Here is a 26,626-nt window from a genome sequence, read left to right on the forward strand (position 1 = left end):
TTCAGACGAAGGGCGCGTATGGGATGCAGGTCGCCGGGCTTGGCCGTCCTGCGCCTGATGTCACCCTCCGCGTCGCGTTCATAGACGTCGAATGTGAAGGCAGCGACGGCAAGCAGTCCGGCGAAATGTTCACCCGGTGCAACCGCCGCACATCGACGGCATCAAAGTCTTGGGCGTCGTGCAGAGCGCCTGGACGTGGCGGATAGGCATTGAACATGCGGAATATGCTGACGGTCTCCCGCACCCGCGGCGCCCGTGCATGCGCCTTCAGCGAGGCAAGGCACGCCTTGGTATCGGTCACGGCCAAGGCCTGGACAGGCGACGGTTCGGCCGCCGGGACGATGGCCGGATCGACGTCGACAGGTTCGGGAATGGCCGCAGGGCTGGCGACCGTGGCTTCGGTGGGCGCAATCGAGGCAGAATCGCCATCATTGCCGCCGCCGCTACCACAACCACTCAACAACAGCAGCGCGGATGCTGCCAGATACGGTACTCGCTGCATGGTGTTAGCCGGTGCGGTAAATGCTGCCCACTTTGCCCAGCCAAGGCGTGTGGGCCAAGGCTGGATGCGACAGCTGCTGCACCTGCAGGTCGTCGCGTTCATGCAGGGCGGCGTCAGCGCCCTTCCCGGGCGTCGTCGAATTCGTGCCAGCGGCGCCCGTCGTAGGCCTCCAGTGGGCGGAACCGGCGCTTGTAATCCATCTTGCGGTGGTCGCGGATCCAGTAGCCCAGGTACAGGTGCGGCAGCTGCTCGCGCCGGGCCCAGGCAATCTGCTGCAGGATCGCGAACGTGCCCAGGCTGCGGTGGGCGTGCTCGGGGTCGAAGAAGGTGTACACCGCCGACAGCCCCTGCGGGGTGACATCGGTGACCGCGACTCCGAGCAGCTCGCCGCGCCTGCCGGCCTGGCCGGGCGCGCGCAGTTCCATGAAGCGGCCCTGCGCCCACTGCCCGATCAGGAACTGGTCGAATTCGTGCGGGCCGTGCCCGTCCATGCCGCCCTGCGCGTGGCGGTGGGTGAGGTAGCGGTGGTAGAGCGCGAACTGCTCTTCGGTCTGCTCGGCCGCCACGATCCGCACTTCAAGATCAGCGTTGCGGGCCAGGCAGCGGCGCTGGCTGCGGTCCGGGGCGAAGCGTGCCACCGGAATGCGCACCGACACGCAGGCGTGGCAGTTGGCACAGTGCGGCCGGTACACCAGGTCGCCCGAGCGCCGGAAACCCCAGCTCAACGCCATCGGGTACAGCGTGCCCAGCCGCGTGTCCTGCGGGTCCAGCACCAGGTCGCGCGCGGCCCGTTCCGGCCAGTAACCACAGGGGTGGTCACCGGTCTGGAACAGTCGCAGCTCGTCGTCGCGGTCGCCATGAATTGCCATGCCCACAGCATAGCGCCGGGGCGTCGCAGCGGGCGCGACTGTCCGCCAGATGAACATGGCCGGCCCGGCTGTCAACGCCGCCGCCGACAGCGCGTTGTTGTAGGCGTGGGTGCCGATGCACCGCACGCCGATTTCCCCTACCGGAGTGACCCATGCGCAATCGCAAACCCCTTCTGCTGCTGGCCCTGCTGCTGTCCACCGGCGGCGCCGGCCTGGCCATGGCCGCCGACGTGCCGCCCCCGGCCGGCGCACCGCCCCGCGCCAAGCTGGACACCAATGGCGATGGCGTCATCGACCGTGCCGAAGCCGCCAAGGCCCCGCGCCTGGCCGCGCAGTTCGACACGCTGGACAAGAACAAGGACGGCAAGCTCTCGCGCGACGAACTGCCGCGTTGGCACGGCGCACGCCATGGTCGCGGCCCGGGTGGCCGTGGCGAGATGATGGCCAAGCTGGATACCAACAAGGACGGCCGCATCAGCCGCGAGGAAGCCAAGGCCGACCCGCGCCTGGCCGCGCGCTTCGACCAGATGGACGTCAACAAGGACGGCTACCTGGACAAGGCCGACCGCGAGCTGGGCCGCAAGCAGCACCGCGATGCGTGGTTCGCCGCGGCCGACACCAACAAGGACGGCCAGCTGACCAAGGCCGAGTTCGATGCGGCCAAGGGGCCGGTCGGCGGCCCGCGTGGTGGCCACCGCGATGGCAAGCCGCCGATGCCGCCGAAGGCACCGGCCGCAAAGTAAGCCCTCGCCGTACTACCCACGGGCGCCGGTCATCGACCGGCGCCCGTGTCGTTCAGAGCCGCCCGGTGCGCACCAGGCTGTACAGCACCAGCGCGGCCACGCCCAGGGTGACCAGCACCACCGCCCAACGGCCGTACATCAGCTGGAAGGTCCAGCTTGGCCCGCTGCGGCCATGGCGCGCCGCATCGCGTGCCAGCATCGGCGCCATCACCTTCTGCAGCGGGAACAGGCACTGGTAGTTGACCGCGGCCATGCCAAGCGCCATCGCCGACAACAGCATCCAGACCGGCGCTTGCAGCACGCTCAGCATCAGCACCGACACGCACATCACCATCGCGGTGACGCTGCTCAGCACCACGAACCGGCGGATCTGCTCCCGTTCGCCGGACGATTCGGCATACGACAGCAGGTAGCGCCCGCCGAGATAGCTGCCCAGCATGCCGCCGACCAGGCCGCCGATGACCGCGCCCAGGCTCAGCATCTGGTCCGGGGTCGCGTTCTGGCTGAGCGCCGCGCTGAGCGAGCCCAACGCCGTGCCGCCTGAGACCGTGGCCCCGCCCAGGCCGAGCTTGCCGGTGCCCAGCCCGGTGCCGAGCAGGATCGCGGCACTGGCGGTGCCGGGGGCGGCGACCATCAGCACCGAGGCAATGGTGGTGGCGAACGCGGCGCTGGGGGCGCTGCTGCGCGCGAAATCGCCGAAACGGCGCAGCATTTCCTCACGCACGCTGGCGCGGGCGCGCGACAGGCGCTTGCGCACGGCGGCATCGCTGAGCCCAAGCAGGTCGGCCACCTGCTGTGAGCGCTGGCCCTCGCGGTAGTACAGCAGCAGGGTTTCGCGGGCGTCTTCGGGCAGGGCCGAAATGATCTCTTCGGCCGCCAGTTCCTCTTCCACCCGCTGCAGCCGCTCGGGTGCGGTCGGGCCGGGATCGGCGGCCATGCTGATCGCGATCTCGGCTGCTTCGCCGGACAGCGGGCGGCCGCGGTTGGCGCGCAGCCAGTCGCGGGCCAGGTTGCGGGTGATCTGGCGCAGCCACGGCAGGAAGCTGGACGGATTGCTCAGCTGGTTGAGCTGCTGCCAGGCCTTGATGAAGGCCTCCTGCGCGATGTCCTCGCTGGCCTGCACGTCGCGGGTGATTGCCAGGGCGATCGCAGTGACGGTGTTCTGGCAGGCCAGCACGATGCGCCCGTAGGACTGGGTGCAACCAGAGGCAGCCGCGGGCAGTTCGCGTTCCAGGGTGGCAGTCAGCTGGGGCGTCATGGCGTCGTTTCCGGAGGTGATCCGAGTATGACGAGGGCCGCGAAAGAATGTGACCGGGTGGGGGTCGGCCGGTCGCCTGTGACCGGGTAGTGCCGGCCGCTGGCCGGCTCTGCATGGATCTGGCCGCAGGAGCAGCCGGGCAGCCGGGCAGCCGGGCAGAGCCCGGCTCTACGGGATCGGGGTGCGAGCCGGGCAGAGCCGGGCGTTATGGGATCGGGCCGGGCAGCGCCCGGCAGGGCCGGTTACTTCGCCGGTTGGATCCGGACCCGCACTTCTTCGTCTTCCGGGGGCGCGGGCTGGGCCGGGGCTGCGGCCGGGGCCTGCTGTATGGCGGGAGCCGGGGCCACGGGCGGGGCGCTGCGGTGGCGCATCACCACCACCATCGCCACGGCCGCAATCACCAGCAGCAGGCCGATACGGATGCGCCAGGCCCAGTTGCGGCGCGGGGCCACTTCGCCCACCTGGTCGCGGAAGGCGAACTCGGCGGTGGGGTGGTCGCGCCGGGTGGTTTCCAGCAGGCGCGCGTCGCGCAGGATCTCGCGCGCACGCGGCTGGTCATTGGCGTGCACCACCCACAGCGTGGGATGGGTGGTGGCCTTGCTGGTATCCAGGTAGCTGAACTGGCTGCCTCGCTTGCTGTGGTACGAGCGGCCGTTGGTGATGCGCACCTCGATACCGGCCTCGCGCAGCAGCTGGGCCACGCCTTCCACGGTTTCCACGCGCTGGCTGTTGAAAATCTGTCTCATGTCAGTCCTTGGCCGGTACGGCGGCGGCCGCGGCACTGTCGGGTACCACGCGGATCAGGCCTTCCTGGGCGGTGCTCGCCACCAGCAGGCCATCGCGGGTGAAGAACTGGCCCCGGGCCAGTCCGCGGGAATCCTGCGCGCTGGGGCTGTCCAGCGAGTACAGCAGCCAGTCGTCGGCGCGGAACGGGCGATGGAACCAGATCGCGTGGTCGAGCGAGGCCATCTGTACGTGCGGCTGGTAGTAGCTGATGCCGTGCGGGAAGGTCGCCGTGCCCAGCAGGTGGAAGTCCGAGGCATAGGCCAGCAGCGCCTGGTGCAGCTCCGGCGCGTCGCCGACGCGCTCGTTCAAGCGCAACCAGACCTGGTGGTAAGGCGGGCGCTTGGGCGGGTGGAGTTCATCGCGCGGGTAGACGTGGCGGAATTCGAACGGACCACCGCGCGAGAGCCAACGCTGCACCTTGATCGGCAGCCGTTCCAGCACCTCTGGCGGCAGCGGGCGGCTGGGCTCGATGTCTTCGGGCTGCGGCACCTCGGGCATCTTGTGCTGGTGCTCGGCACCGCTTTCGGCCTGCTGGAACGAGGCCGCGCAGAAGAAGATCACCTTGCCATGCTGGATCGCGGTGACCCGGCGGACCGAGAAGCTGCCGCCGTCGCGGGTGCGGTCCACGTCGTAGACGATCGGGTGGTCGATGTTGCCGGCGCGCAGGAAATAGGCATGCAGCGAGTGCACATGCCGACCGTTCTCGACGGTGGCCTGCGCGGCCGACAGGGCCTGGCCCAGCACCTGGCCGCCGAACACGTACTTGGTACCGATATCGCGGCTCTGGCCGCGGAACAGGTTGTCTTCCAGGCGTTCAAGCGTGAGCAGGTCGATCAGCTCGGAGACGACGGGTTCGTGCGTGTCGGACAAGGGAAGCAACCGGCAGGGGGCGGACCCGAATTATATCGTTCATCGCCTGGTTGCCGGCCAGCGGCCGGCACTACCGCCCCGTTGGCGTTTACCGGGCTTCAGCCCTTGCCGAGCCTGGCCACCAGCGTGTGCAGCGCCTGCTGTGCATCCGGGGCGTACCAGGCCTCGATGAAGCGGTCGAGGTGGATCAGGTCCGGGTGCAGGGCCTCATGCAGGTCGGCGCGGGCGGCGGCGCGGGTCAACAGCATCGGCTGGCGCGGCAGCTTGAGCAGGCGCTGCAGCCAGGCCACCGCACGCGGCACCACCTGGGCGGCGTCGGCCAGTTCATCCACCAGCCCGATCTCCAGGGCGCGCTCGGCCGGCACCATTTCACCGCCCACCAGCAGCAGCGAGGCGCGATGGTGGCCGACCACGCGCCGCATCAGGCGCTGGATGCCTTCCGGTGCCACCAGCCCCACCTGGACCTCATTCAGGCCGATCACCGTGGGCTGGGCGGGGTCCGGGCTGCGCGCCAGGATCCGGTAATCGCAGCACAGCGCCAGCACGCAGCCACCGGCCGGGGCGTGCCCGGTCAGCGCGGCCACCACCGGCACCCGGCATTCGGCCAGGGTGCGCACCGCGCCGAAGAACGCCTGCCAGCTGTCCAGCAGCTTGTGCTGGTCATCGCCGTGGCCGAGCAGGTGCGGCACGTCCATGCCGGCGCTGAAGATGCGCTCGCTGCCCGACAGCACGATGCCGTGCACGTCGTCGGCCATGGCCTGGTTGAGCGCGTGGATCAGGTGGCGGCACAGCTCGGTGTCGAGCGCATTGACCGGGGGCCGCGCCAGGCGCAGTTCGCGGATGGGGCCGTGGTTGATCAGCTCGATAAGCGTCGTCATGCTGCGATCTCGTTGCGGGCAGGGAACGGAGACGATGATAACCAAACCATTCGTGTGCGTATTGTTGGGGTTGTGTGCGTTCGCAACATCGGCTGCCGCGGCCGAGCCGGCATGCGTGAGCGTGCGCGACGGCTGGGTACGGCTGCCGCCGGGTGCGATGCCGATGGCGGCCGGTTACGGCCAGATACGCAACGACTGTCGCGTCGGCGTGGTGGTGGTGGGCGCGGGCAGCAAGGCGTTTGGCGAGGTGTCGCTGCATGAAACCACGCTGGTGAACGGGGTCAGCCGCATGCGCGCGGTGGAGCGTTTGCCGATCGCGGCCGGTGCCAGCGTGACGCTCAAGCCCGGCGGCCTGCACTTGATGCTGATGCAGCCGGAGGTGGCGTTGAAGGAAGGTGCCGCGCTGCCGTTGCGGCTCAGCCTGGAAGACGGGCGCAAGGTGGATGGCACGCTGCAGGTACGCAAGGCGGCGCGTTGATGTGGCGTGCGATGCTGACGCTGGTCGCTGCCCTGGCGCCCACAACCGAACTGCCCTTGCTGCCCGCGCAGGCGTCCGGTCGGATCGAGCCTCTGATGTTCAATCGCGGTCCCGTAGGAGGCGACATACCCGCCGGATGCATGCCACTGGCGCTACAGGTGGACGCGCAGGGCAGGGTGGTCCGTGTGCGGATTCTGCAGTCAACGCGCATGCGGGAGATCGACAGCGCGATCATGCGTGGCGTCTCCCTCCACCGGTTCGACCCTGCGCTGCGGCTGGCCTCCGTGGAGCAATGGCAGGCATTCGCAAACTGGTCGATGAATGGTCGCCATGCGGGGTTGGCGGATCGATGCGCCCCGATGACGGATGTTCCGGCGTAGCGACCTCCGCCAAGGGCGTGTTCGGGACGCCTGCACCTGGTGATGGCCGGCTGGGCGTTGGGCGGGGTTGCCTGCGCCGGCGGGTGGTGCAGTCAGGTCCAGTCGTAGGAAAACAGCACGGTGCGGCTGTGCGGTTCGTAGAACATCAGGATCGCATCGGCGCCGGCGGCGCACCAATGGTAAGCGGCGACGCAGGCGACCGGGAAAAACGGCTGGCCGTCGCGGCTGATGCGGATGCCGTCATCGGGCAGATCATCGCTGTCGTTGCGGATGCTCAACCGGCCGCGCCGGGTGTAGCCGGCCAGGTCTTCAAACAGCAATCCGGACGGCAGCGGCTCGTACTCGGTCCAGTTACCGTACCAGAACGGCCCACCGAGGCTATCCAGGAACGGTTCCCCGATCATGTCGTCCACGTCGTCCATGCCGGCGCACAGCCGACCATGCTGCAGGAATGCCGCGCGGGCCTGGGTATGGCTGTCGCGCATTTCCGTGGCGTGTTCGCGCAGGTCCGCATCCAGTCCCTGCGTGGCGACGTTCTGCGGCGCGCGCTGGAAGTAGCGCTCGTTGCCGAGAAATCGCAGCCGATTGTCCTCGGTGAGTTCAAAAGACAGCCAGTTGCGACTGGTAAAGGCGGTGTGGTGCGCCTCGGTGCCCTCGCCCAGACAGCCTTCATACGGCTCGATCGGGCACAGCATCGTGGCCACGGTGCCGGCCAGTTCTGGTCGCAGCAGGCCCAGGTCGATGCTGATCAACGGCAGCAGGTGGTCGGCCAGCCAAGGCTGGTCGGGTGTGAACACATCGGCCGGAAAGGGGGTGAGGCCCGGTTGCAGCGTGCGGATATCGGTCTGGTGGAACATGGCCATCCTTTGCAGAAAAACGCTGATGCCGGCCGCTGGCCAGTAACAATTACGGTAGTGCCGGCCGCTGGCCGGCAACCATGAACATCCGTCCGGCGTCATGGGGTTGCCGGCCAGAGGCCGGCATCACCCTCAGCTGGACGCGTTGCGGATCGCGTCCGGCAACGGCGCACTCCTGCCGGTCTGCGTGTCCATCCACACCACCACCACGTTGCCATCGGAATACAGCTTGGTATCGTCGTTCTGGTCCACGATGCGGTGGCCGATGGTCACGCTGCTGTTGCCCAGTCGCTCCACGAACAGCTCCACCAGCACGTCGTTGGGCCAAACGATCGGCAGCCGGTAGTTGACGTTGGTGGCAGCCACCACCGGGGCGATGCGGTCGCTCATCGACACCCCTTCCACGCCCAGCATCCAGCGCACGCGCGCTTCTTCCAGGTAGGAAATGTACTTGGCGTTGTTGACGTGGCCCATGCTGTCCATGTCGCGCCAGCGCACGCTGATCGGTACGCGGGCGAGGATCTTGTGGTCGGCACCCATCAGGCGTCCTTCTTCTTGCTGGCTGCGCCGGTCTTGCTGGGCTTGGCCGGGCTCTTGGCGGCCGCCGCCTTGCGGGCCGGCTTCTCCGGCTTCACCTTGCGTGGCGGGCGTGCGTCGGGCTTGTTGGCTACCGCCGCAGGTTGTTCCGGACGTGCGTGGGTAGAGGGCAGCATCTTGGCCAGGAACTGGCCGGTGTACGAGGTCGGGCACGCGGCCACGTCTTCGGGCGTGCCGGTGACCAGGATGGTGCCACCGCGATGGCCGCCTTCCGGACCCAGGTCGACGATCCAGTCGGCGGTCTTGATCACGTCCAGGTTGTGCTCGATCACCACCACCGTGTTGCCCTCGTCGCGCAGCTTGTGCAGCACGCCGAGCAGCGCTTCGATGTCGTGGAAGTGCAGCCCGGTGGTCGGCTCGTCGAGGATGTACAAGGTGCGCCCGGTATCGCGGCGCGACAGTTCCTTGGACAGCTTCACGCGCTGCGCCTCACCGCCGGACAGCGTGGTCGCGCTCTGGCCCAGCTTGATGTAGCTCAGGCCCACGTCGACCAGCGTTTCCAGCTTGCGCGCGATGCTCGGTACCGGCTCGAACAGCTTCAGCGCGTCTTCGACGGTCATCTGCAGTACGTCGCTGATGTTGTAGCCCTTGTACAGGATCTCCAGCGTCTCGCGGTTGTAGCGCTTGCCGTGGCAGACATCGCACGGCACGTACACGTCGGGCAGGAAGTGCATCTCGACCTTGATCAGGCCATCGCCCTGGCACGCTTCGCAACGGCCGCCACGCACGTTGAAACTGAAACGGCCCGGCGAATAGCCGCGCGCGCGCGCTTCGGGAACCTGCGCGTACAGCTCGCGCAGCGGCGTGAACAGACCGGTGTAGGTGGCCGGGTTCGAGCGCGGCGTGCGGCCGATCGGCGACTGGTCGATGTCCACCACCTTGTCGAACAGGTCCAGCCCGACCACTTCCTTGTACGGCGCGATCGGGTGCGAGGCACCGTTGATCTCGTTGGCCGCCAGCGAGAACAGGGTGTCGTTGATCAGGGTCGACTTGCCCGAGCCGGAGACACCGGTGATGCAGGTCAGCAGGCCCGACGGAATATCCAGGTCCACGCCCTTGAGGTTGTTGCCGCTGGCCCCGCGCAGGTGCAGGGTCATCTTCGGGTTGGGCTTGTGCCGGCGCGCCGGGATCTTGATGGCACGCTTGCCCGACAGGTACTGGCCGGTGAGCGAACGCGGCGCATCCAGGATGTCCTGCAGCGTGCCCTGGCCGACGATCTCGCCGCCATGCACGCCCGCGCCCGGGCCGATGTCCAGCACGTAGTCGGCCAGCCGGATCGCGTCTTCGTCATGCTCGACCACGATCACCGTGTTGCCCAGGTCGCGCAGGCGGGTGAGGGTGCCGAGCAGGCGCTCGTTGTCGCGCTGGTGCAGGCCGATGGACGGTTCGTCGAGTACGTACATCACCCCGACCAGGCCCGCACCGATCTGCGAGGCCAGGCGGATGCGCTGCGCTTCGCCACCGGAGAGGGTGTCGGCCTTGCGCTCCAGGGTGAGGTAATCCAGGCCCACATCGACCAGGAAGCCGAGGCGTTCGCCGATCTCCTTGACGATCTTGGTGGCAATCTCGCCGCGCCAGCCGGGCAGGGTCATGCTGCTGAAGAACTTCAGCGCTTCGTCGATCGGCAGCACCACCAGTTCCGGCAGTGCGCGATCGGCCACGAACACATTGCGCGCGGCCTTGTTCAGGCGCTGGCCGTGGCATTCGGGGCAGTCGCGTTCGCTGATGTACTTGGCCAGCTCTTCGCGCACCGCCGACGATTCGGTTTCCTTGTAGCGCCGCTCCAGGTTCGGAATGATGCCCTCGAACCGATGCTTGCGCTGGGTGCGGCCACCGGCTTCGGTGAAGTAGGTGAAGGTGATGGCTTCTTCGCCGCTGCCATACAGCACCGCCTGGCGCACGTCCTCGGGCAGGGTCTGCCAGACCGCGTCCACGTCGAACTTGTAGTGCTTGGCCAGCGAGGCGATCAGCTGGAAGTAATAGGCATTGCGACGGTCCCAGCCACGCACCGCACCGGCCGACAGCGACAGCTCGGGGTGCACCACCACGCGCGAGGGATCGAAGAACTCGGCCATGCCCAGCCCGTCGCAGCCCGGGCAGGCGCCGACCGGCGAATTGAACGAGAACAGGCGCGGTTCCAGCTCGGGCAGCGAGTAATCGCAGACCGGGCAGCTGTACTTGGACGAGAACAGGTGGGCGGGCGCATCCTCCGCATCCAGCGACTGCACCGACACCATGCCATCGCCCAGCTTCAGCGCGGTTTCAAAACTCTCGGCCAGGCGCTGCTTGATGTCTTCGCGCGGGCGGAAGCGGTCGATCACCGCTTCGATGGTGTGCTTCTGGCGCAACGCCAGCGGCGGCACCGCGTCGATTTCGTACAGCGCACCGTCCACCCGCACGCGCACGAACCCCTGCGCGCGCAGCTGGTCGAAGACCTGGGCGTGTTCGCCCTTGCGCTCGCGGATCACCGGGGCCAGCAGCATGTAGCGCTGTTCCTGGTCCAGGGAAAGCACGTGGTCGACCATCTGGCTGACCGTCTGCGCTTCCAGCGGGTAGCCGTGGTCGGGGCAGCGCGGGCTGCCGACGCGGGCGTAGAGCAGGCGCAGGTAATCGTAGATTTCGGTGATGGTGCCCACGGTCGAGCGCGGGTTGTGCGAGGTCGATTTCTGCTCGATCGAAATGGCCGGGGACAGGCCCTCGATGTGGTCCAGGTCCGGCTTTTCCATCACGCTCAGGAACTGCCGGGCATAGGCCGACAGCGATTCCACGTAGCGGCGCTGGCCTTCAGCGTAAATGGTGTCGAACGCCAGCGACGACTTGCCCGACCCGGACAGGCCGGTGATGACAATGAGCTTGTCGCGGGGCAGGTCGAGATCGATGTTCTTGAGATTGTGCGTCCGCGCGCCGCGGATGCGGATGAAGTCCATCGCCATGGGGGGATCCGTTGTGAGGCTTCGACCGGGTGGGGGTCGGCAAGCGGGTGGGGCAAGCGGAGACGCCAATCGGTCAGCCTACCGAGCTTGGGATTTGGGGGCAATCGCGCACATTGCCAGCCCCGGATCTCACCCTTTGAGACCTGCCAGGGGCTTACCTGAACAGGATTCAGGTCCAGGCGGGGCAAGCCGAGGGGTGGGTTGACCCGGCCCGGGGGCGCCCTTTAAAATCCCGCTTCTGTCTGCCCTCGATGGCAGCAGCCCATAGACCACAATAACTACAAAGGAAGTCTGGTCATGTACGCAGTACTGGTAACCGGCGGTAAGCAATACCGCGTGGCGCAGGGCGAAAAGCTCCGCGTTGAAAAGCTCGAAGTCGAAGTCGGCAACGAGATCAAGTTTGACAACATCCTGATGCTGGGTGACAGCGATGGCATCAAGATCGGCGACGCACTCAGCGGCGCTTCGGTCACCGCCACGGTTCTGTCCCAGGGGCGTGCTGACAAGGTCCGGATCATCAAGTTCCGTCGCCGCAAGCACAGCATGAAGCGTCAGGGTCACCGTCAGTACTACACCGAAATCGAGATCACCGGCATCGCCGGTGGCAGCAAGTAATCAGGAGAAGCAGTCATGGCACATAAGAAGGGCGTAGGCTCATCGCGCAACGGTCGCGACTCCAACCCGAAATACCTCGGCGTCAAGATCTTCGGTGGCCAGGCCATCGATGCCGGCAACATCATCATCCGTCAGCGTGGCACCCAGTTCCATCCGGGTACCGGCGTTGGCCTCGGTCGTGACCACACCCTGTTCGCGCTGGTCGACGGCAAGGTGGAGTTCTCGGTCAAGGGTCCCAAGAAGCGTCGCACCGTCAGCGTCGTCGCCGAAGCCTGATCTTCGCGATACGCAGGCGCCCACGCCTAGGCGTGGGGCCGCTGACGAAAGCCCCGCTTCGGCGGGGTTTTTGTTTTTATTGAACCACTATCGGGCGGGATCTTTCCCGCCACCGTCCCGGGATCGCACCGGGGACGTTAGACTCTGCGGTCGGGCGCATTCGCGGCCCATCGCCTCCAGTTGGCATCCAGAATCATGAAACTTGTAGACGAAGCAGAAATCCAGGTCACCGCCGGCAATGGCGGCAACGGCTGCGTCGGCTTCCGTCGCGAGAAGTTCATTCCGCTGGGTGGCCCGGACGGTGGTGACGGCGGCAATGGCGGCAACGTGTGGATCCGTGCCGACGCCAACCTCAATACCCTGGTCGACTTCCGCCATGACCGCATCTTCAAGGCGCAGCGTGGCGAGAACGGCATGGGCCGGCAGGCCTATGGCAAGGGCGGCGAAGACCTGGTCATCACCGTGCCGGTGGGCACGGTCATCATGAACGTAGCCACCGATGAAGTGATCGGCGACCTGACCCAGCACGACGACCGCCTGCTGGTGGCCAAGGGCGGCCGCGGCGGCCTGGGCAACATGCATTTCAAGAGCTCCACCAACCGCTCGCCGCGCCAGGCACTGCCGGGCGAAGAGGGTGAAGAGCGCCTGCTCAAGCTGGAGCTGAAGCTGCTGGCCGACGTCGGCCTGCTGGGCTTCCCCAATGCCGGCAAGAGCACGCTGATCCGCGCGGTGTCCGCCGCCACCCCGAAGGTGGCCGATTACCCGTTCACCACGCTGTACCCGAACCTGGGTGTGGTGCGCGTTGAAAATTACCGCAGCTTCGTGATTGCCGACATTCCCGGCCTGATCGAAGGTGCCGCCGACGGTGCCGGGCTGGGCGCGCAGTTCCTGCGCCACCTGCAGCGCACCCGCCTGTTGCTGCATCTGGTGGACATCTCGCCGATGGAAGGTGGCGTGGAAGACGTGTCGCCGATCGAGCAGGTCCGTGCGATCGAGCGCGAGCTGGAGAAGCATGATCCGGAGCTGTTGAACAAGCCGCGCTGGCTGGTGCTGAACAAGGCCGACCTGATGTTCGAGGACGAGGCCAAGGTCGCTGCCGAGAAGATCATCGCCGAGCTGGGCTGGACCCAGCCGTGGTACCTGGTCTCGGCGCTGGGCCGTGAAGGCACCTGGCCGATCATGACCAACATCATGGCCTTCTTCGACCGCCAGAAAGAAGACGAGGCGCAAGCGCGCGATGCGTACTGAGGCAGCTGCCTCGACGCTCAGAAACCCGGCTCCGGCCGGGTTTTTCTGTGGGGTGCTCGCGCGGCGTGGGCAACGCGTCGTAGAGCCGGGCTCTGCCCGGCTTGCGTCCGACGTGCAGGGTGCCGCCGCGAAGGGCCGCCGGGCAGGGCCCGGCGCTACGGTTCCGGGGTTTTTGCGCCCAACAAAAAACCCAGCCAGGGCCGGGTTTTTCTGTGTTGCCTGGTCGAAGCCACGCAGGGCGTGGCTCCACCGCAACCGCTTCGCCGTATCAGGCGGCCTTGATGGCCTTGATGCGCGCGGTCAGGCGGCTCTTGTGGCGAGCAGCCTTGTTCTTGTGGATCAGACCACGCGAGCTGAAACGGTCGAGGATCGGCTGGGCAACAGCGAAGGCTGCCTCGGCGCCGGCGGCGTCATTGGCATCCAGAGCCTTGATCACCTTCTTGACAGCGGTGCGCAGCATCGAACGCTGAGCCGTATTGCGCGCGTTGCGCACGACGGTCTGCTTGGCGCGCTTCTTGGCGGACTTGATATTGGCCACAGTGGTGGTTTCCTGAAAAATCGGTGTAATGGGAACAGCAAGCTGGAAAGTATGATGGCTGGGAAAATGTACGTCAAGTCAATTGTCAAGAGGGAACACGGGTGAGTTCACCAAGGATGTTGCGGGGCCTGCTGTCGTTCAGCAGTATGACCATGATTTCGCGGGTGCTGGGGCTGGTTCGCGACCTGGTCATTACCACTACCTTCGGCACCAACGCGGTGACCGATGCCTTCTGGGTGGCCTTCCGGGTGCCCAACTTCCTGCGCCGCCTGTTCGCCGAGGGCTCGTTTGCCACCGCGTTCGTGCCGGTGTTCACCGAAGTGAAGGAAACCCGTTCGCACGCCGAACTGCGCGAACTGATGGCGCGAGTGGCCGGCACCCTGGGCGGGGTGCTGCTGCTGGTCACCGCGCTGGCACTGATCTTCGCCCCGCAGCTGGCCACGCTGTTCGCCAGCGGGGTGGACACCGACCCGGCCAAGCACGGGCTACTGGTGGATCTGTTCCGGCTGACCTTCCCGTTCCTGCTGTTCGTATCGCTCACCGCGCTGGCGGGCGGGGCGTTGAACAGTTTCCAGAAATTCGCGATGCCGGCGCTGACCCCGGTGATCCTCAACCTGTGCATGATCGCCGGCGCGCTGTGGCTGGCCCCGCGGCTGGGTGGCACCCCGGAGAAGCAGATCCTGGCGCTGGGCTGGGCGGTGCTGGCTGCCGGCCTGTTGCAGCTGCTGTTCCAGCTGCCCTCGCTGAAAGGCATCAACCTGCTCACCCTGCCGCGGTGGGGCTGGACCCACCCGGGCGTGCGCAAGGTACTGACCCTGATGGTGCCGACCCTGTTCGGCTCGTCGGTGGCGCAGATCAACCTGCTGCTGGATACGGTGATCGCCGCCAAGCTGACCGACGGCTCGCAGTCGTGGCTGTCGCTGGCCGACCGCTTCCTGGAACTGCCGCTGGGCGTGTTCGGGGTGGCGCTGGGCACGGTGATCCTGCCGGCGCTGGCCCGCCACCACGTCAGCACCGACAAGGCCGGGTTCTCCAGCGCGCTGGACTGGGGGCTGCGGACCACGCTGCTGATCGCCGTGCCGGCCATGCTGGGCCTGATGCTGCTGGCCGAGCCGCTGATCGCCACGGTGTTCCAGCACGGGCAGTTCACCGCGTTCGATACCCGCATGACCGCCTTGTCGGTGTATGGCCTGAGCTTCGCGCTGCCGGCGTTCGCGCTGCTCAAGGTGGTGCTGCCGGCGTTCTACGCCCGCCAGGACACCCGCACCCCGGTGCGCGCCGGCCTGATCGCCCTGGTGGCCAACATGGTCTTCAACTTCGCCCTGCTGGCGGTGCTGTACCACGTGATGGTGCCCGAGGCGCTCAAGGCACAGGGCGTGTGGGTGGCGCTGGGCAAGCAGCCCGGCCTGCACCTGGCGCTGGGCATTGCCAGTGCGCTGTCCAGTTACCTGAACCTGGGCCTGCTCTGGTACTGGCTGGGCAAGACCGATGTTTACCAGCCCAAGCCCGGCTGGGCCGGCTATGCCACCCGGCTGGGCCTGGCCTGCGTGGCGATGGTGGCGGTGCTGCTGGGCCTGCTGCACGGGATGTCCGGCTTCACCGCGATGGACAAGTGGCACCGCATCGGCAACCTGGCGCTGCTGGTCGGCGGCGGTGGCCTGACCTACCTGGTGGCCCTGGTGGCGATGGGCTTCCGCCCGCGTCACCTGCGCGAGCATTGATCCTTGGACACCCCGGCTATACTTCATGGCTATCCCCTGCAACACATCGGTCCTGGTGGGCCGGACTCCCAGTTGATGAGCACGTTGTTTAGAAACATCGAAGGCGGGCCGCTGTTCCCGCACGGAAGCGTGGTCTGCATCGGCGCGTTCGACGGCCTGCACCTGGGCCATCGCGCCCTGGTGCGGCATGCGGTGGCGCGTGCGCGCGCGCTGGGCGTGGCGGCCGTGGCCGTCGCGTTCGAGCCGTTGCCGCGTGAGTATTTCGCCCAGGGCGAGCCGCCGCCGCGGTTGACCCTGGCCCGCGACAAGGTCGCCATCCTGCGCGAACTGGGCGTGGATGCCGTGGGCCTGCTGCGCTTCGATGCGCGCATGGCCGCGATGCAGCCGGAAGACTTCGTCCAGCAGCTGCTGGTACAGCGCCTGAGCGCGCGCGAGGTCTGGATCGGCCCGGAGTTCTGCTTCGGCAACCGCCGTCGCGGCGACCTGGCCCTGCTGCAGTCGATGGGCGCGGCGCTGGGTTTTTCCGCGGGCGAGATCGAGCCGGTGGACCTGCATGGCGAGCGCATCTCCAGCACCCGCATCCGCCAGCTGCTGCGCGCCGGCGACTTCGCCCATGCCAACGACCTGCTCGGCCGGCCCTACGCGATCGGTGGCAGGGTCGTGCGTGGGCGCCAGCTCGGCCGTACGCTGGGCTTCCCGACGGCCAACCTGCGTTTCCCCAAGACTCCGCCGTTGTCGGGCATCTACGCCACCTGGGTGCACGGGGTGTTCGACCAGCCCTGGCCGTCGGTGTCCAGCTTCGGCACCCGCCCCACCGTGGACGGGGTGGAGCCGCTGCTGGAAGCGCACCTGTTCGATTTCCAGGGCGACCTGTACGGTCGCCACATTGAAGTGGAATTTGTCGCCAAGTTGCGCGATGAAGAGAAGTTCCAAGATCTGGCCGCCTTGACCGACCAGATGCACCGTGACGCCGACCAAGCGCGCCACATCCTTTCCGAACACAGATTGCGAGCCACTGCGTGAGCCAGGACTACAAAGCCACCCTTCATCTGCCGGCAACACAATTCCCGATGCGCGGCGACCTGCCCAAGCGCGAGCCGGGCATTCTGTCGCGCTGGGAAGACCAGGGCCTGTACGCCCGCCTGCGCGAGAACGCGCAGGGCCGCCCGCTGTTCGTGCTGCACGACGGCCCGCCGTACGCCAACGGCCAGATCCACCTGGGCCATGCGGTCAACAAGATCCTCAAGGACATCATCGTCAAGTCGCGCTACCTGGCCGGCTTCGATGCGCCCTACGTGCCGGGCTGGGATTGCCATGGCCTGCCGATCGAGATCGCGGTCGAGAAGAAGTGGGGCAAGGTCGGGGTCAAGCTCGATGCCGCGCAGTTCCGCCAGAAGTGCCGTGAATTCGCCGAAGAGCAGATCGAACTGCAGCGCCGCGATTTCAAGCGCCTGGGCGTGATCGGCGACTGGGACAACCCGTACAAGACGTTGAGCTTCGATTTTGAAGCCAACGAAATCCGCGCGTTGTCCAAGGTGTTTGCCAACGGCCACATCGTGCGCGGCGCCAAGCCGGTGCATTGGTGCTTCGATTGCGGCTCGGCCTTGGCCGAGGCGGAAATCGAGTACCAGGACAAGACCTCGCCGGCGATCGACGTGGCCTACGTTGCGCGTGATTCGGCGCAGCTGGCGTCGCGCTTCGGCGTGACCCTGCCGGCCGATGTCGAGGTGGCCGTGCCGATCTGGACCACCACCCCCTGGACGATGCCGGCCTCGCTGGCGGTGTCGCTGGGCGCGGACATCCAGTACTCGCTGGTCGAAGGCCCGGCGCACAATGGCACGCGCCGCTGGCTGGTGGTGGCCGCCACGCTGGCCGAGCGCGCGCTGCGCCGCTACGGCGTTGAAGAGGTGGTGGCGCATGGCCACGCCGCCGGTGCGGCGCTGGAAAACCTGCTGCTGGCCCACCCGTTCTACCCCACCCGCGACATCCCGCTGCTCAACGGCGCGCATGTCTCCGACGAAGACGGTACCGGTGCGGTGCATACCGCCCCCGGCCACGGCCAGGAAGATTTCGTGGTCAGCCAGCAGTACGGGCTGATGGACAACTACAACGCCGGCCAGATCAATCCGGTCGACGGCCGTGGCGTGTACCTGCCGTCGACCCCGCCGGCAGGCGATGTCGAACTGGCCGGTGTGCACCTGTGGAAGGCGCAGCCGTTGATCGTCGATGTACTGCGCGCCAGTGGCGCGCTGCTGGCCTTCGTCGAGATCGTGCACAGCTACCCGCACTGCTGGCGGCACAAGACCCCGGTGGTGTTCCGCGCCACCCCGCAGTGGTTCATCTCGATGGACAAGGCCAACCTGCGCAACGACGCGATGACCGCGATCGACAACGTCGGCTGGTTCCCGAGCTGGGGCAAGGCGCGTATCGGCAGCATGGTCGATGGTCGCCCGGATTGGTGCATCAGCCGCCAGCGTACCTGGGGCGTGCCGATCGCGCTGTTCACCCACCGCGAAACCGGCGAGCCGCACCCGCGCACGGTGGAACTGATGCAGCAGGTGGCCGACCGCGTCGAAGCCGAGGGCATCGACGTGTGGTATTCGCTGGACAGCGCCGAGCTGCTCGGCGATGAAGCGCCGCATTACGAGAAGGTCACCGACATCCTGGATGTGTGGTTCGACTCGGGCGTCACCCATGAAGGCGTGCTGCTGGCCCGTGGCTTCGGCAAGCCGGCCGACCTGTACCTGGAAGGCTCGGACCAGCACCGCGGCTGGTTCCAGTCCTCGCTGCTGACCGGCGTGGCGATCGACAAGCATGCCCCGTACAAGCAGTGCCTCACCCACGGTTTCACCGTGGATGAGAAGGGCCGCAAGATGTCCAAGTCGCTGGGCAACGGCATCGAGCCGCAGGACATCATGAAGACCCTGGGCGCGGACATCCTGCGCCTGTGGATCGCCTCGGCCGACTACAGCAACGAGATGTCGCTGTCGCAGGAAATCCTCAAGCGCAACGCCGACGCCTACCGGCGCCTGCGCAACACCGCGCGCTTCCTGCTCGGCAACCTGGACGGCTTCGACCCGGCCCAGCACCTGGTGGCCCCGGCCGACATGGTCGCGCTGGACCGCTGGATCGTGCATCGCGCCCATGAAGTGCAGGAGAAGATCAAGGCGGCCTACACCGGCTACACCATGGCCGAGATCGTGCAGCTGCTGCTGAATTTCTGCAGCGTCGACCTGGGCTCGCTGTACCTGGACGTCACCAAGGACCGGCTGTACACCATGCCGGTGGACTCGCGTGGCCGGCGTTCGGCGCAGACCGCGATGTACCACATCGCCGAAGCATTCACCCGCTGGATTGCCCCGATCCTGAGCTTCACCGCCGACGAGCTGTGGGACTACCTGCCGGGTGAGCGCAAGGACAACGTGCTGATGGCCACCTGGTACGAAGGCCTGGCCCCGCTGCCGGCCGATGCACCCCTCAATGCGGCCGATTTCGATCAGCTGCTGGCGCTGCGCGAGCAGGTAGCCAAGGTGCTCGAGCCGATGCGTGCCAACGGCGCGATCGGTGCCGCGCTGGAGGCCGAGATCACCGTGGCCGCCAACGAGGAGACCGCCGCACGCTGGCAACCGCTGGCCGAGGAACTGCGTTTCCTGCTGATCAGCGGCGATGTGCAGGTGCGCCCGGCGACCACCGACGAGGTGTTCGTCAGCGCCCAGCCCACTGAAAAGACCAAGTGCGTGCGCTGCTGGCACTACCGCGCCGATGTGGGCAGCGTGGCCGCCCATCCCGAGCTGTGCGGCCGTTGCGTGACCAACATCGACGGGGCCGGCGAAGACCGGCGGTGGTTCTGATGGCCGCCGCCCGCCCGCGCCCGAGCGCGCTGATCTGGCTGCTGCTGTCGGCGGCGATCATCGGCCTGGACCAGTGGAGCAAGGCATGGGTGCTGTCCAGCCTGCCCGAGTACCAGCCGGTGGTGGTCATCGAGGGCTTCTGGAACTGGTTCCGCACCTACAACACCGGTGCGGCCTTCAGCTTCCTGAGCGACGCCGGGGGCTGGCAGCTGTGGTTCTTCACCGCGCTGGCGGTGGGCATCAGCGGCCTGATGGCGTTCTGGCTGTCGCGCACCGCACGCGGCCACTGGCGCAGCGCCGTGCCCTATGCACTGGTCATTGGCGGGGCGATCGGCAACGTGATTGACCGGTTGATGCACGGCCATGTGGTGGATTTCATCCAGTGGTACGTCGGCGAGCACTACTGGCCCTCGTTCAACATCGCCGACGCGGCGATCGTGTGCGGGGCGGTCGGCATCGCCCTGTTCGGGCTGTTTGACGGCAAGGCCCAGAAAAAAGCGGGATAATTCCCCCCTGTTACCAGCACTGAACCGGCGTTGCGCCGGCCGGAGTATCTGATCGATGGACGTGTTGCTCGCCAATCCGCGTGGTTTTTGTGCCGGTGTCGATCGTGCGATCGAGATCGTCAAGCGCGCGATCGAAACCCTGGGGGCGCCGATCTATGTGCGTCACGAGGTGGTGCACAACCGTTTCGTGGTCGATGACCTGAAGCGGCGCGGTGCGATCTTCGTCGAGGAACTCGATGAAGTGCCCGATGACAATACGGTGATCTTCAGCGCCCACGGCGTCTCCCAGGCGGTGCGCCAGGAAGCCGAGCGCCGCGGCCTGAAGGTGTTCGATGCGACCTGCCCACTGGTCACCAAGGTCCACCTGGAAGTGGCGCGGCATTGCCGCGCTGGCCGTGACGTGGTGTTGATCGGCCACGCCGGGCACCCGGAAGTGGAAGGCACCATGGGCCAGTGGAGCCGCGAGCGCGGCACCGGCCGCATCTACCTGGTGGAGGACGTTGAAGACGTCGCCACGCTGGAGATCGACCAGCCCGAGAACTTCGCCTACACCACCCAGACCACGCTGTCGGTGGATGACACCCGCGGCATCATCGAGGCCATGCGCGCCCGCTTCCCGGCGATGCAGGGCCCGAAGAACGATGACATCTGCTACGCCACGCAGAACCGCCAGGACGCCGTGCGCGACCTGGCCAAGCGCTGCGATCTGGTGCTGGTGGTGGGCTCGCCGAACAGTTCCAACTCCAACCGGCTCAGCGAGCTGGCGCGTCGGGAAGGCGTGGAGTCGTATCTGATCGACGGTGCCGACGAGATCGACCCGGCCTGGGTGCTCGGCAAGCAGCACATCGGCCTGACCGCCGGCGCCTCGGCACCGCAGGTGCTGGTCGACGGGGTGATCGCACGGTTGAAGGAGCTCGGTGCCAGCGGCATCGGCGAACTCGACGGCGAGCCGGAATCAATGGTGTTCGCCCTGCCCAAGGAACTGCGGCTGCGCCTGATCAGCTGATCGGGCGCGACGACCAACGGTCGTCGCCTACCGGCGTTTCGTGGCAATGGCCGCGTCGGTTTCCGCCGGATGCCGTGTCCATCCCCGGGTCCGATTCCGACGGATGCCGCGTCCATCCCTGCGTCGGTTTCCGACGGACACCGTATCCATCCCCGCGTCGGTTTCTGACGGACACCGCGTCCATCCCGGCGTCGGTTTCCGACGGACACCGTGTCTATCCCCCGCGTCGGATTCCGACGGACGCCGCATCTATCCGCGCGTCGGTTTCCGACGGACGCCGCGTCCATCCCCGCGTCGGTTTCCGGCGGACACCGCATCCATCCCCGGGTCCGATTCCCACGGACACCCTGTCCACCCGGTAGGTACCGACCGTTGGTCGGTACAAATGCATCACCGCCCGACGACTGTCCAACGCCACCACCGCACGCGTGGCAACGCTTTGCCGTTTCTGTCCACATCCCCACGCATGACCTTTGGCCATGGGGCAGGGCAGGAGCGAGGTCTAGCATCGGATGTTTCACCGTTGGAGCCTTGCCGATGAACATGCGTGCCACCGTCCTGTCCGTGCTGCTGGCGTTGACGGCCACCAGCGTGCAGGCACAGACCCCGCCCCCTCAGGATGTTGCATGGCCGGGCGTGCTGCGCATCGATGTGGACGCGCGCGATATCGGTCGGCGCATCTTCAAGGTCAAGGTGGCCCTGCCGGCCAAGCCCGGCCCGCTGACCCTGCTGTACCCGCAGTGGTTGCCCGGTGCGCATTCGCCCAGTGGCCCGATCGACAAGCTGGCCGGGCTGGTGGTGTCGGCCAACGGCAAACCGCTGCAGTGGACCCGCGATCCCTACGACGTGTACGCCTTCGGCGTGGTGGTGCCGCAGGGGGCCAGCACGGTGGTGGCCGAGTTCAAGTTCCTGTCCTCTCAGGGTGGCAGCCAGGGCCGCGTGGTGATGACGCCGGACATGCTCAACCTGCAGTGGAACGCCAACTCGCTGTACCCGGCCGGCGTGGTCACCCGCAACCTGCAGGCCCAGGCCAGCGTGACCCTGCCTGCCGGCTGGGAGTACGCCACGGCATTGGAGACCGAGCGCCGCGAGGGCGACACCGTCGTGTTCAAGCCGATCAGCTACGACCACCTGGTGGATTCGCCGCTGTTCGCCGGCCGCTATTACAAGCAGTTCGACCTGGACCCGGGTGCCAAGGTGCCGGTGCATCTGAACGTGTTCGCCGACGATGCCAAATCGCTGGTCGCCACGCCCGCGCAGCTGCAGGCGCACCGCGCGCTGGTGCAGCAGATCTATAAGCTTTACGGCGCACGCCACTTCGACCATTACCAGTTCCTGCTCGCACTGACCAGCAAGCTGGGCGGCATCGGCCTGGAACACCAGCGCTCCAGTGAAAACAGCGCCGAGACCGGCTACTTCACCGACTGGGACAAGACCTGGCTGGGTCGCGACCTGCTGCCGCACGAATTCAACCACTCCTGGAACGGCAAGTACCGCCGCGGTGCCGACCTGAGCACGCCCAACTTCAACGTGCCCATGGGCGACAGCCTGCTATGGGTGTATGAAGGCCAGACCCAGTTCTGGGGCCAGGTGCTGGCCGCGCGCTCGGGCCTGTGGAGCGTGCAGCAGACCCGCGAAACCCTGGCCAATGTGGCGGCCACCTACGATCGCGGTCGCCCGGGCCTGGCCTGGCGCAACCTGCAGGACACCACCAACGATCCGACCATCGCCCAACGCCGCGCCTTGCCATTCCGCAACTACCAGATGAGCGAGGACTACTACTCCGGCGGCCAGATGGTGTGGCTGGAGGTGGAAGGCAAGCTGCGTGCGCTGACCGGCAACAAGCGCAGCCTGGATGATTTCGCCAAGGCTTTTTTCGGCATGAACGATGGCGACTGGAACGTCAATCCGTACACGTTCGACGACGTCGTGAGCACCTTGAACGGCATCGCGCCGTTCGATTGGGCTACCTTCCTGCGCCAGCGCCTGGACGGGAAGGGGCCGTTGACCGGCGGCCTCGACGCGGCCGGCTGGAAGCTGGTCTACACCGATACCCCGAGTGAGACGGTCAAGGCGCAGGAGACCCGTGGCAACAACGCCAACCTGGTGTACTCGTTGGGCGTGACCGTGGCCAACAGCGGTGCACTCACCGACGTGCTGTGGGACAGCCCGGCCTTCAATGCCGGTCTTACCCCGGGCATGACCGTGCTGGCGGTCAATGGCCGCGTTTACAAGGCCGACGCACTCAAGGACGCGGTCACCGCCGCCAAGACCGACAAGGCCCCCATCAGCCTGCTGGTGCGCAGCTTCGATCGCATCGATACGGTGACCCTGGAATACCACGGCGGCCTGCTGTATCCCTCGCTGGAGCGGATTGCCGGCAAGCCCGATCGCCTGGCCGAACTGTGGAAGGCGCGATGACCTCGCGCCGCTGATCACGCGGCATCTGTCGCCGCGCTGAGAGGGCGGCCCGCATTGGCGCGGGCCGCCGCGTGCTCAGGTCTGGTCGTCGGTGGTAGCGGTGGGACCATTGGTCTTCACCGACTGGATGCCGGTCTCGCGCGCGGTCACCGAGGAGTACGCCTCGCTGGTGCCGATGCGTTCGCCATTGGCGGCCTTGAGGTTGAACATCGGTTTGCCACTGGAGGTGTCCTTGCGTTCGTATCGGGTATCCAGCGGCGCGTTGGTCTTGACCGATTCGATGCCGTTCAACGCGCTCTGCCGGGTGGTGTAGCTCTCGCTGGTGAGAATGGTTTCGTTGTTTCCGGCCTTCAACACAAACCGGTACTGACTTCCTGCGCCACTCAGTACATAACGTGCTGCCATATCGGAATTCCCCTGGTTGATGGGTAGGGTGCCCGGGTGGGCGCAATGAGCCTTTTCCGACAGCGAGTAAATTGGTATCAGGAAATGTCCTGCTGGGCTGTAGGGAAAAGCCTCAATGCACCTGCAAGGTCAGCAGGAAGTACCGGCCCAACGGGTCATCCAGGCCCAATGCCAGGCCGCCGTTGCCGCTCAGGTAGTTGACCGGTTGTGCGTCGCGCAGGTTGTGCACGTCCAGCGCCACGCTTAGCCGTGCCCCCAGTTGCCGGCCCAGGTGCAGGTTCCAGCGCAGCTGGTCGGGGTTGCTGCAGCGATCCTGGTCGCGCTGCAGGGTCGGGCAGGATTCGCCGGGCAGCCAGGCGCGGGTACTGCCCACGTAGTTGGCGCGCAGTGCAATGTCCCAGCGCTCGTTCTGCCATTGCGTGGTGAGTACCGCGGCCAGCGAGGGCGTCGCATGCCCGCGCAGGTCCACCGCCTCGCCATGGCGGCGGAAACGACGCAGTTCCTGCTGTTTCAGGGTATCCAGCGCCAGCCGCCATTGTCCGTGCGCACGCGTCTCGTAGTGGTAGTCGCCGCGCAGCACCCAGTTGCGCGACCGGGTCCGCCCGATGTTGTCGAACGACAGGTGCAGTGCCTGGAGATTGCCGGCGGGGTCAAGCTCGCGGGTATCGCGGTTCCACAAGGCATCTTCGGGGCGCAGGGCGAGGATCTCGTTGCGCAGCTCGATGATGTGGTGGGTGAGCGACCAGGACAACGCCCCGGTGGGCGACCAGGTCACGCCCAGCGAGTGGCTGCGCGTGGTTTCGGCCTTCAACGTGGTGTTTTCCTGCACATGCACGTCCACCACGCAGCCGCCCTGCGTGGTGGGGAAGGCACAAGGAGGCAGCAGCGAGGACGGTGGCAGCGTTACCGGCTCGAAATAACCGGGGGGACGGCGACGTTCAAACAGGCTTGGCGCGCGGTAGCCGCGGCCGCTGGAGAACAGCAGCGACCAGTGCGGTGACGGATTCCAGCGCAGGCCGGCGCGGGGAGAAAACGCGGTATCGCCGCCATCGCGATCCCAGCGGGCGGCAAGATCCATCCGCAGGCTGGGCGCCAGCGGCAGGCCCAACTCGCTGTACACCGCGCCGGACGCCTGCGACAGCCGGCGTCGTTCCATCGGCAATCCCAGCGCCAGTTCGCCTTCGCCCAGCAATGGGTCGGGATGGGAGGTCCAGGCTTCGTGGCGCAGGTCGGCGCCGCTGGCCAGCTGCACCGCACCGCCGGGCAGGCTCCACAGATTGCGTTGCACGCCCCACCACGCCTGCCACTGATCGGTGCGGCCGCGATTGCGGATGGAAGGGAACAGCTCTGCGGCCAGCGTCGGCTGCAACGCGGTGAAGCCGGGCAGGAAGCCCCTGCGGGTTGCGTCGAACAAGCGCTGCGTACGCACCGCACCTTCGGTGGTCAGCGACACCGCGCTGCGCTGGCCGCTGATCCCCAGCTCCCAGCTATGGCCAGGAAGGTCGCGGCCGGTGCCGGCACTGGCGTCGAACTCGGTTGCCCGCACCCGTGGGCGCACCACCCCGCCTTCCTGGAACACGTGGTTGATCAACAACCCGCCGCCGAGCGGCACCGCAGCAGCGGTGGAGCCGAGTTCGAAACGCTGGCGGGTCTGGTTGCTGCGCACCTCGGCGTAGGCATAGCGACCCTGGCCCAGGTCACGTCGATAACGCGCATAGGCGGCGAGGGTCGAGGCCGCCGGCTGCAGCGAGCGCGGGCGGGAACTGTCATACCAGCAGCCGTCCTCGTCGCGCTGCAGCGGTGCCGGGCACAGCCAGGCGGGCAGGTACTGGCCGTCGTCGGTGAGCAGCCCGATCTGGTAGCGCTGCTGCTCGCCGTGCCAGGCACGGCTGTCGCCGGCCACATGCTGGGTACGCTGCAGATCCAGGCCGGTGAACCAGCGGTCGCCATTGTCGCGCGTACCGCCGCCGGCCAGCTGCAGCCGCTGCTGGTCACCGTCGCCACGGCTGCTCACCCCCGACTGCAGCATCGCTTCGGGGCCGTCGGCCTGGTCGCGCAGGATGATGTTGACCACCCCGGACATCGCATCGGCACCATAGATGGCCGATGCGCCGCCGCGGACCATTTCGATACGCTCGACAAAACTCAGCGGGATGCCGCCCAGGTCGGTCAACGCGCCTTGTTCCAGCGACACCATCGGGTAGCGCGGCAGCCGCCGGCCATTGACCAGGAACAGCGTGGCGCGCGGTCCCATGCCGTCCAGGCTGGTGGTGGCCGCCGCGCCCACCGGCAGGTACAGCGAATCGCCACCGCGTGAGGTCGACAGCGGCGAGTGGCCGTTCATGCCGGGCAGGTGGCGCAGCAGGTCGAACAACGACCCGTAGCCACTGCGCAGGATTTCGTCGCGCTCGATGACCGTGACCGGCAGGGTGGCCTGCACCGAGCTGCGGGGCAGGCGGCTGCCGGTGACATGCACCGGGGCCAGGTCCACCTGGGCGACGGGGGCAGGCAGCAACGGTTCGGGCGTGTGTGCCGTTGCGCGCACGCGCCTGGACGGCGGTGCCGCGCGGCGCGCCACGAACACACCGGGTGAGGTCTGCAGGATCCGCACCGGCAGGTCCTGGACCAGTCGCTGCAGCGCGGCGGCCGATGCCAGCCGACCGTCGACGCCGGGCGAACGCAACCCGGCCAGCTCGTCGGCATCGAACAACAGGGTCTGCCTGCTCTGGCGTGCCCACTGCCGCAACGCATCGGCCAAGGGGCCGTGCTCGATGCGGTAGATTGCCGTGGCAGGCGGGTCGCGCGGTGCTGCCAGTGCCGGTGGCACCGGCAGCGCCAGTGCAAACCCCAGCGCGGTCCTGCGCAACCACATCAGCAGCGAATCAGCC

At 67.1% G+C, this 26,626-nt stretch carries 24 protein-coding genes; 12 read left to right on the forward strand and 12 right to left on the reverse strand.

Annotated features, from left to right (window positions below):
* Position 1 precedes the first annotated feature (1 nt).
* Both AC3IR9_RS05795 and AC3IR9_RS05800 read right to left on the reverse strand, forming a co-directional pair.
* Positions 2 to 502, reverse strand: a complete 501-nt coding sequence (locus AC3IR9_RS05795; RefSeq protein ID WP_489294649.1) for a hypothetical protein — start codon at positions 500 to 502, stop codon at positions 2 to 4.
* Between the two features lie 113 nt (positions 503 to 615).
* On the reverse strand, positions 616 to 1,371 hold the full coding sequence (locus tag AC3IR9_RS05800; protein ID WP_128097728.1) for an arginyltransferase: 756 nt from the start codon (positions 1,369 to 1,371) through the stop codon (positions 616 to 618).
* Between the two features lie 152 nt (positions 1,372 to 1,523).
* Between AC3IR9_RS05800 and AC3IR9_RS05805 the strand changes: the two genes are divergently transcribed.
* Positions 1,524 to 2,114 (forward strand): EF-hand domain-containing protein, encoded by a 591-nt coding sequence (locus tag AC3IR9_RS05805; protein WP_489294651.1) that lies wholly within the window; start codon positions 1,524 to 1,526, stop codon positions 2,112 to 2,114.
* Positions 2,115 to 2,166: 52 nt separating this feature from the next.
* Here AC3IR9_RS05805 and AC3IR9_RS05810 read toward each other — a convergent pair whose 3' ends face one another.
* The 4 genes from AC3IR9_RS05810 to AC3IR9_RS05825 all read right to left on the reverse strand — a co-directional run bounded on the left by AC3IR9_RS05810 (position 2,167) and on the right by AC3IR9_RS05825 (position 5,906).
* On the reverse strand, positions 2,167 to 3,372 hold the full coding sequence (locus AC3IR9_RS05810) for an RNA polymerase sigma factor (RefSeq protein WP_489294653.1): 1,206 nt from the start codon (positions 3,370 to 3,372) through the stop codon (positions 2,167 to 2,169).
* 242 nt (positions 3,373 to 3,614) lie between these two features.
* On the reverse strand, positions 3,615 to 4,118 hold the full coding sequence (locus AC3IR9_RS05815; protein WP_489294655.1) for a putative signal transducing protein: 504 nt from the start codon (positions 4,116 to 4,118) through the stop codon (positions 3,615 to 3,617).
* Position 4,119: 1 nt separating this feature from the next.
* Positions 4,120 to 5,028, reverse strand: coding sequence for an acyl-CoA thioesterase II (tesB, locus tag AC3IR9_RS05820; protein WP_489294656.1), 909 nt, complete (start codon positions 5,026 to 5,028; stop codon positions 4,120 to 4,122).
* Between the two features lie 98 nt (positions 5,029 to 5,126).
* A complete protein-coding gene (locus tag AC3IR9_RS05825) occupies positions 5,127 to 5,906 on the reverse strand; it encodes an enoyl-CoA hydratase/isomerase family protein (RefSeq protein WP_489294658.1) in 780 nt (259 codons plus the stop codon).
* A gap of 34 nt (positions 5,907 to 5,940) precedes the next feature.
* On the opposite strand from AC3IR9_RS05825, the gene AC3IR9_RS05830 reads away from it, so the two are divergent.
* Both AC3IR9_RS05830 and AC3IR9_RS05835 read left to right on the forward strand, forming a co-directional pair.
* Positions 5,941 to 6,384 (forward strand): copper chaperone PCu(A)C, encoded by a 444-nt coding sequence (locus tag AC3IR9_RS05830; protein WP_489294659.1) that lies wholly within the window; start codon positions 5,941 to 5,943, stop codon positions 6,382 to 6,384.
* An 11-nt stretch (positions 6,385 to 6,395) separates the two neighbouring features.
* Complete coding sequence (locus AC3IR9_RS05835; protein WP_489294661.1) at positions 6,396 to 6,764, forward strand: energy transducer TonB; 369 nt, start codon at positions 6,396 to 6,398, stop codon at positions 6,762 to 6,764.
* A 92-nt stretch (positions 6,765 to 6,856) separates the two neighbouring features.
* On the opposite strand, the gene AC3IR9_RS05840 is transcribed toward AC3IR9_RS05835, so the two are convergent.
* The 3 genes from AC3IR9_RS05840 to uvrA all read right to left on the reverse strand — a co-directional run bounded on the left by AC3IR9_RS05840 (position 6,857) and on the right by uvrA (position 11,151).
* On the reverse strand, positions 6,857 to 7,621 hold the full coding sequence (locus AC3IR9_RS05840; protein WP_489294662.1) for an enolase: 765 nt from the start codon (positions 7,619 to 7,621) through the stop codon (positions 6,857 to 6,859).
* A gap of 132 nt (positions 7,622 to 7,753) precedes the next feature.
* Positions 7,754 to 8,161, reverse strand: a complete 408-nt coding sequence (locus tag AC3IR9_RS05845) for an acyl-CoA thioesterase (RefSeq protein WP_489294663.1) — start codon at positions 8,159 to 8,161, stop codon at positions 7,754 to 7,756.
* Positions 8,161 to 11,151 (reverse strand): excinuclease ABC subunit UvrA, encoded by a 2,991-nt coding sequence (gene uvrA / locus AC3IR9_RS05850; protein WP_489294664.1) that lies wholly within the window; start codon positions 11,149 to 11,151, stop codon positions 8,161 to 8,163. Before uvrA ends, AC3IR9_RS05845 begins: the two co-directional genes overlap by 1 nt.
* A 297-nt stretch (positions 11,152 to 11,448) precedes the next feature.
* Here uvrA and rplU point away from each other — a divergent pair, with 297 nt between their 5' ends.
* The 3 genes from rplU to obgE all read left to right on the forward strand — a co-directional run bounded on the left by rplU (position 11,449) and on the right by obgE (position 13,290).
* Entirely contained in the window at positions 11,449 to 11,766 is a 318-nt protein-coding gene (gene rplU / locus AC3IR9_RS05855; RefSeq protein WP_489294665.1) for a 50S ribosomal protein L21, read from the forward strand.
* Between the two features lie 15 nt (positions 11,767 to 11,781).
* On the forward strand, positions 11,782 to 12,042 hold the full coding sequence (gene rpmA / locus AC3IR9_RS05860; RefSeq protein WP_256777127.1) for a 50S ribosomal protein L27: 261 nt from the start codon (positions 11,782 to 11,784) through the stop codon (positions 12,040 to 12,042).
* 195 nt (positions 12,043 to 12,237) lie between these two features.
* Complete coding sequence (obgE, locus tag AC3IR9_RS05865) at positions 12,238 to 13,290, forward strand: GTPase ObgE (protein ID WP_489294666.1); 1,053 nt, start codon at positions 12,238 to 12,240, stop codon at positions 13,288 to 13,290.
* Between the two features lie 268 nt (positions 13,291 to 13,558).
* On the opposite strand, the gene rpsT is transcribed toward obgE, so the two are convergent.
* A complete protein-coding gene (gene rpsT, locus AC3IR9_RS05870) occupies positions 13,559 to 13,828 on the reverse strand; it encodes a 30S ribosomal protein S20 (protein ID WP_019184515.1) in 270 nt (89 codons plus the stop codon).
* A 116-nt stretch (positions 13,829 to 13,944) separates the two neighbouring features.
* Here rpsT and murJ point away from each other — a divergent pair, with 116 nt between their 5' ends.
* The 6 genes from murJ (at position 13,945) to AC3IR9_RS05900 (ending at position 23,333) form a co-directional block, all read left to right on the forward strand.
* A complete protein-coding gene (gene murJ / locus AC3IR9_RS05875; RefSeq protein ID WP_489295719.1) occupies positions 13,945 to 15,549 on the forward strand; it encodes a murein biosynthesis integral membrane protein MurJ in 1,605 nt (534 codons plus the stop codon).
* 75 nt (positions 15,550 to 15,624) lie between these two features.
* Entirely contained in the window at positions 15,625 to 16,572 is a 948-nt protein-coding gene (locus AC3IR9_RS05880; RefSeq protein WP_489294668.1) for a bifunctional riboflavin kinase/FAD synthetase, read from the forward strand.
* Complete coding sequence (gene ileS / locus AC3IR9_RS05885) at positions 16,569 to 19,400, forward strand: isoleucine--tRNA ligase (protein WP_489294670.1); 2,832 nt, start codon at positions 16,569 to 16,571, stop codon at positions 19,398 to 19,400. Before AC3IR9_RS05880 ends, ileS begins: the two co-directional genes overlap by 4 nt.
* Positions 19,400 to 19,906, forward strand: coding sequence for a signal peptidase II (lspA, locus tag AC3IR9_RS05890; protein WP_489294672.1), 507 nt, complete (start codon positions 19,400 to 19,402; stop codon positions 19,904 to 19,906). Before ileS ends, lspA begins: the two co-directional genes overlap by 1 nt.
* A gap of 55 nt (positions 19,907 to 19,961) precedes the next feature.
* Positions 19,962 to 20,912 carry a 4-hydroxy-3-methylbut-2-enyl diphosphate reductase gene (gene ispH, locus AC3IR9_RS05895; protein WP_489294674.1) on the forward strand — a complete coding sequence of 317 codons (951 nt, stop codon included), beginning with the start codon at positions 19,962 to 19,964 and terminating at the stop codon, positions 20,910 to 20,912.
* Positions 20,913 to 21,449: 537 nt separating this feature from the next.
* A complete protein-coding gene (locus AC3IR9_RS05900; protein ID WP_489294675.1) occupies positions 21,450 to 23,333 on the forward strand; it encodes a M61 family metallopeptidase in 1,884 nt (627 codons plus the stop codon).
* Between the two features lie 75 nt (positions 23,334 to 23,408).
* Here AC3IR9_RS05900 and AC3IR9_RS05905 read toward each other — a convergent pair whose 3' ends face one another.
* Complete coding sequence (locus AC3IR9_RS05905; RefSeq protein ID WP_489294677.1) at positions 23,409 to 23,738, reverse strand: YegP family protein; 330 nt, start codon at positions 23,736 to 23,738, stop codon at positions 23,409 to 23,411.
* A 112-nt stretch (positions 23,739 to 23,850) separates the two neighbouring features.
* Positions 23,851 to 26,610: a TonB-dependent receptor plug domain-containing protein gene (locus AC3IR9_RS05910; protein WP_489294678.1), complete on the reverse strand. Its 2,760-nt coding sequence runs from the start codon at positions 26,608 to 26,610 to the stop codon at positions 23,851 to 23,853.
* Between the last annotated feature and the right edge of the window lie 16 nt (positions 26,611 to 26,626).

Source organism: Stenotrophomonas sp. GL_101 (assembly GCF_057835675.1).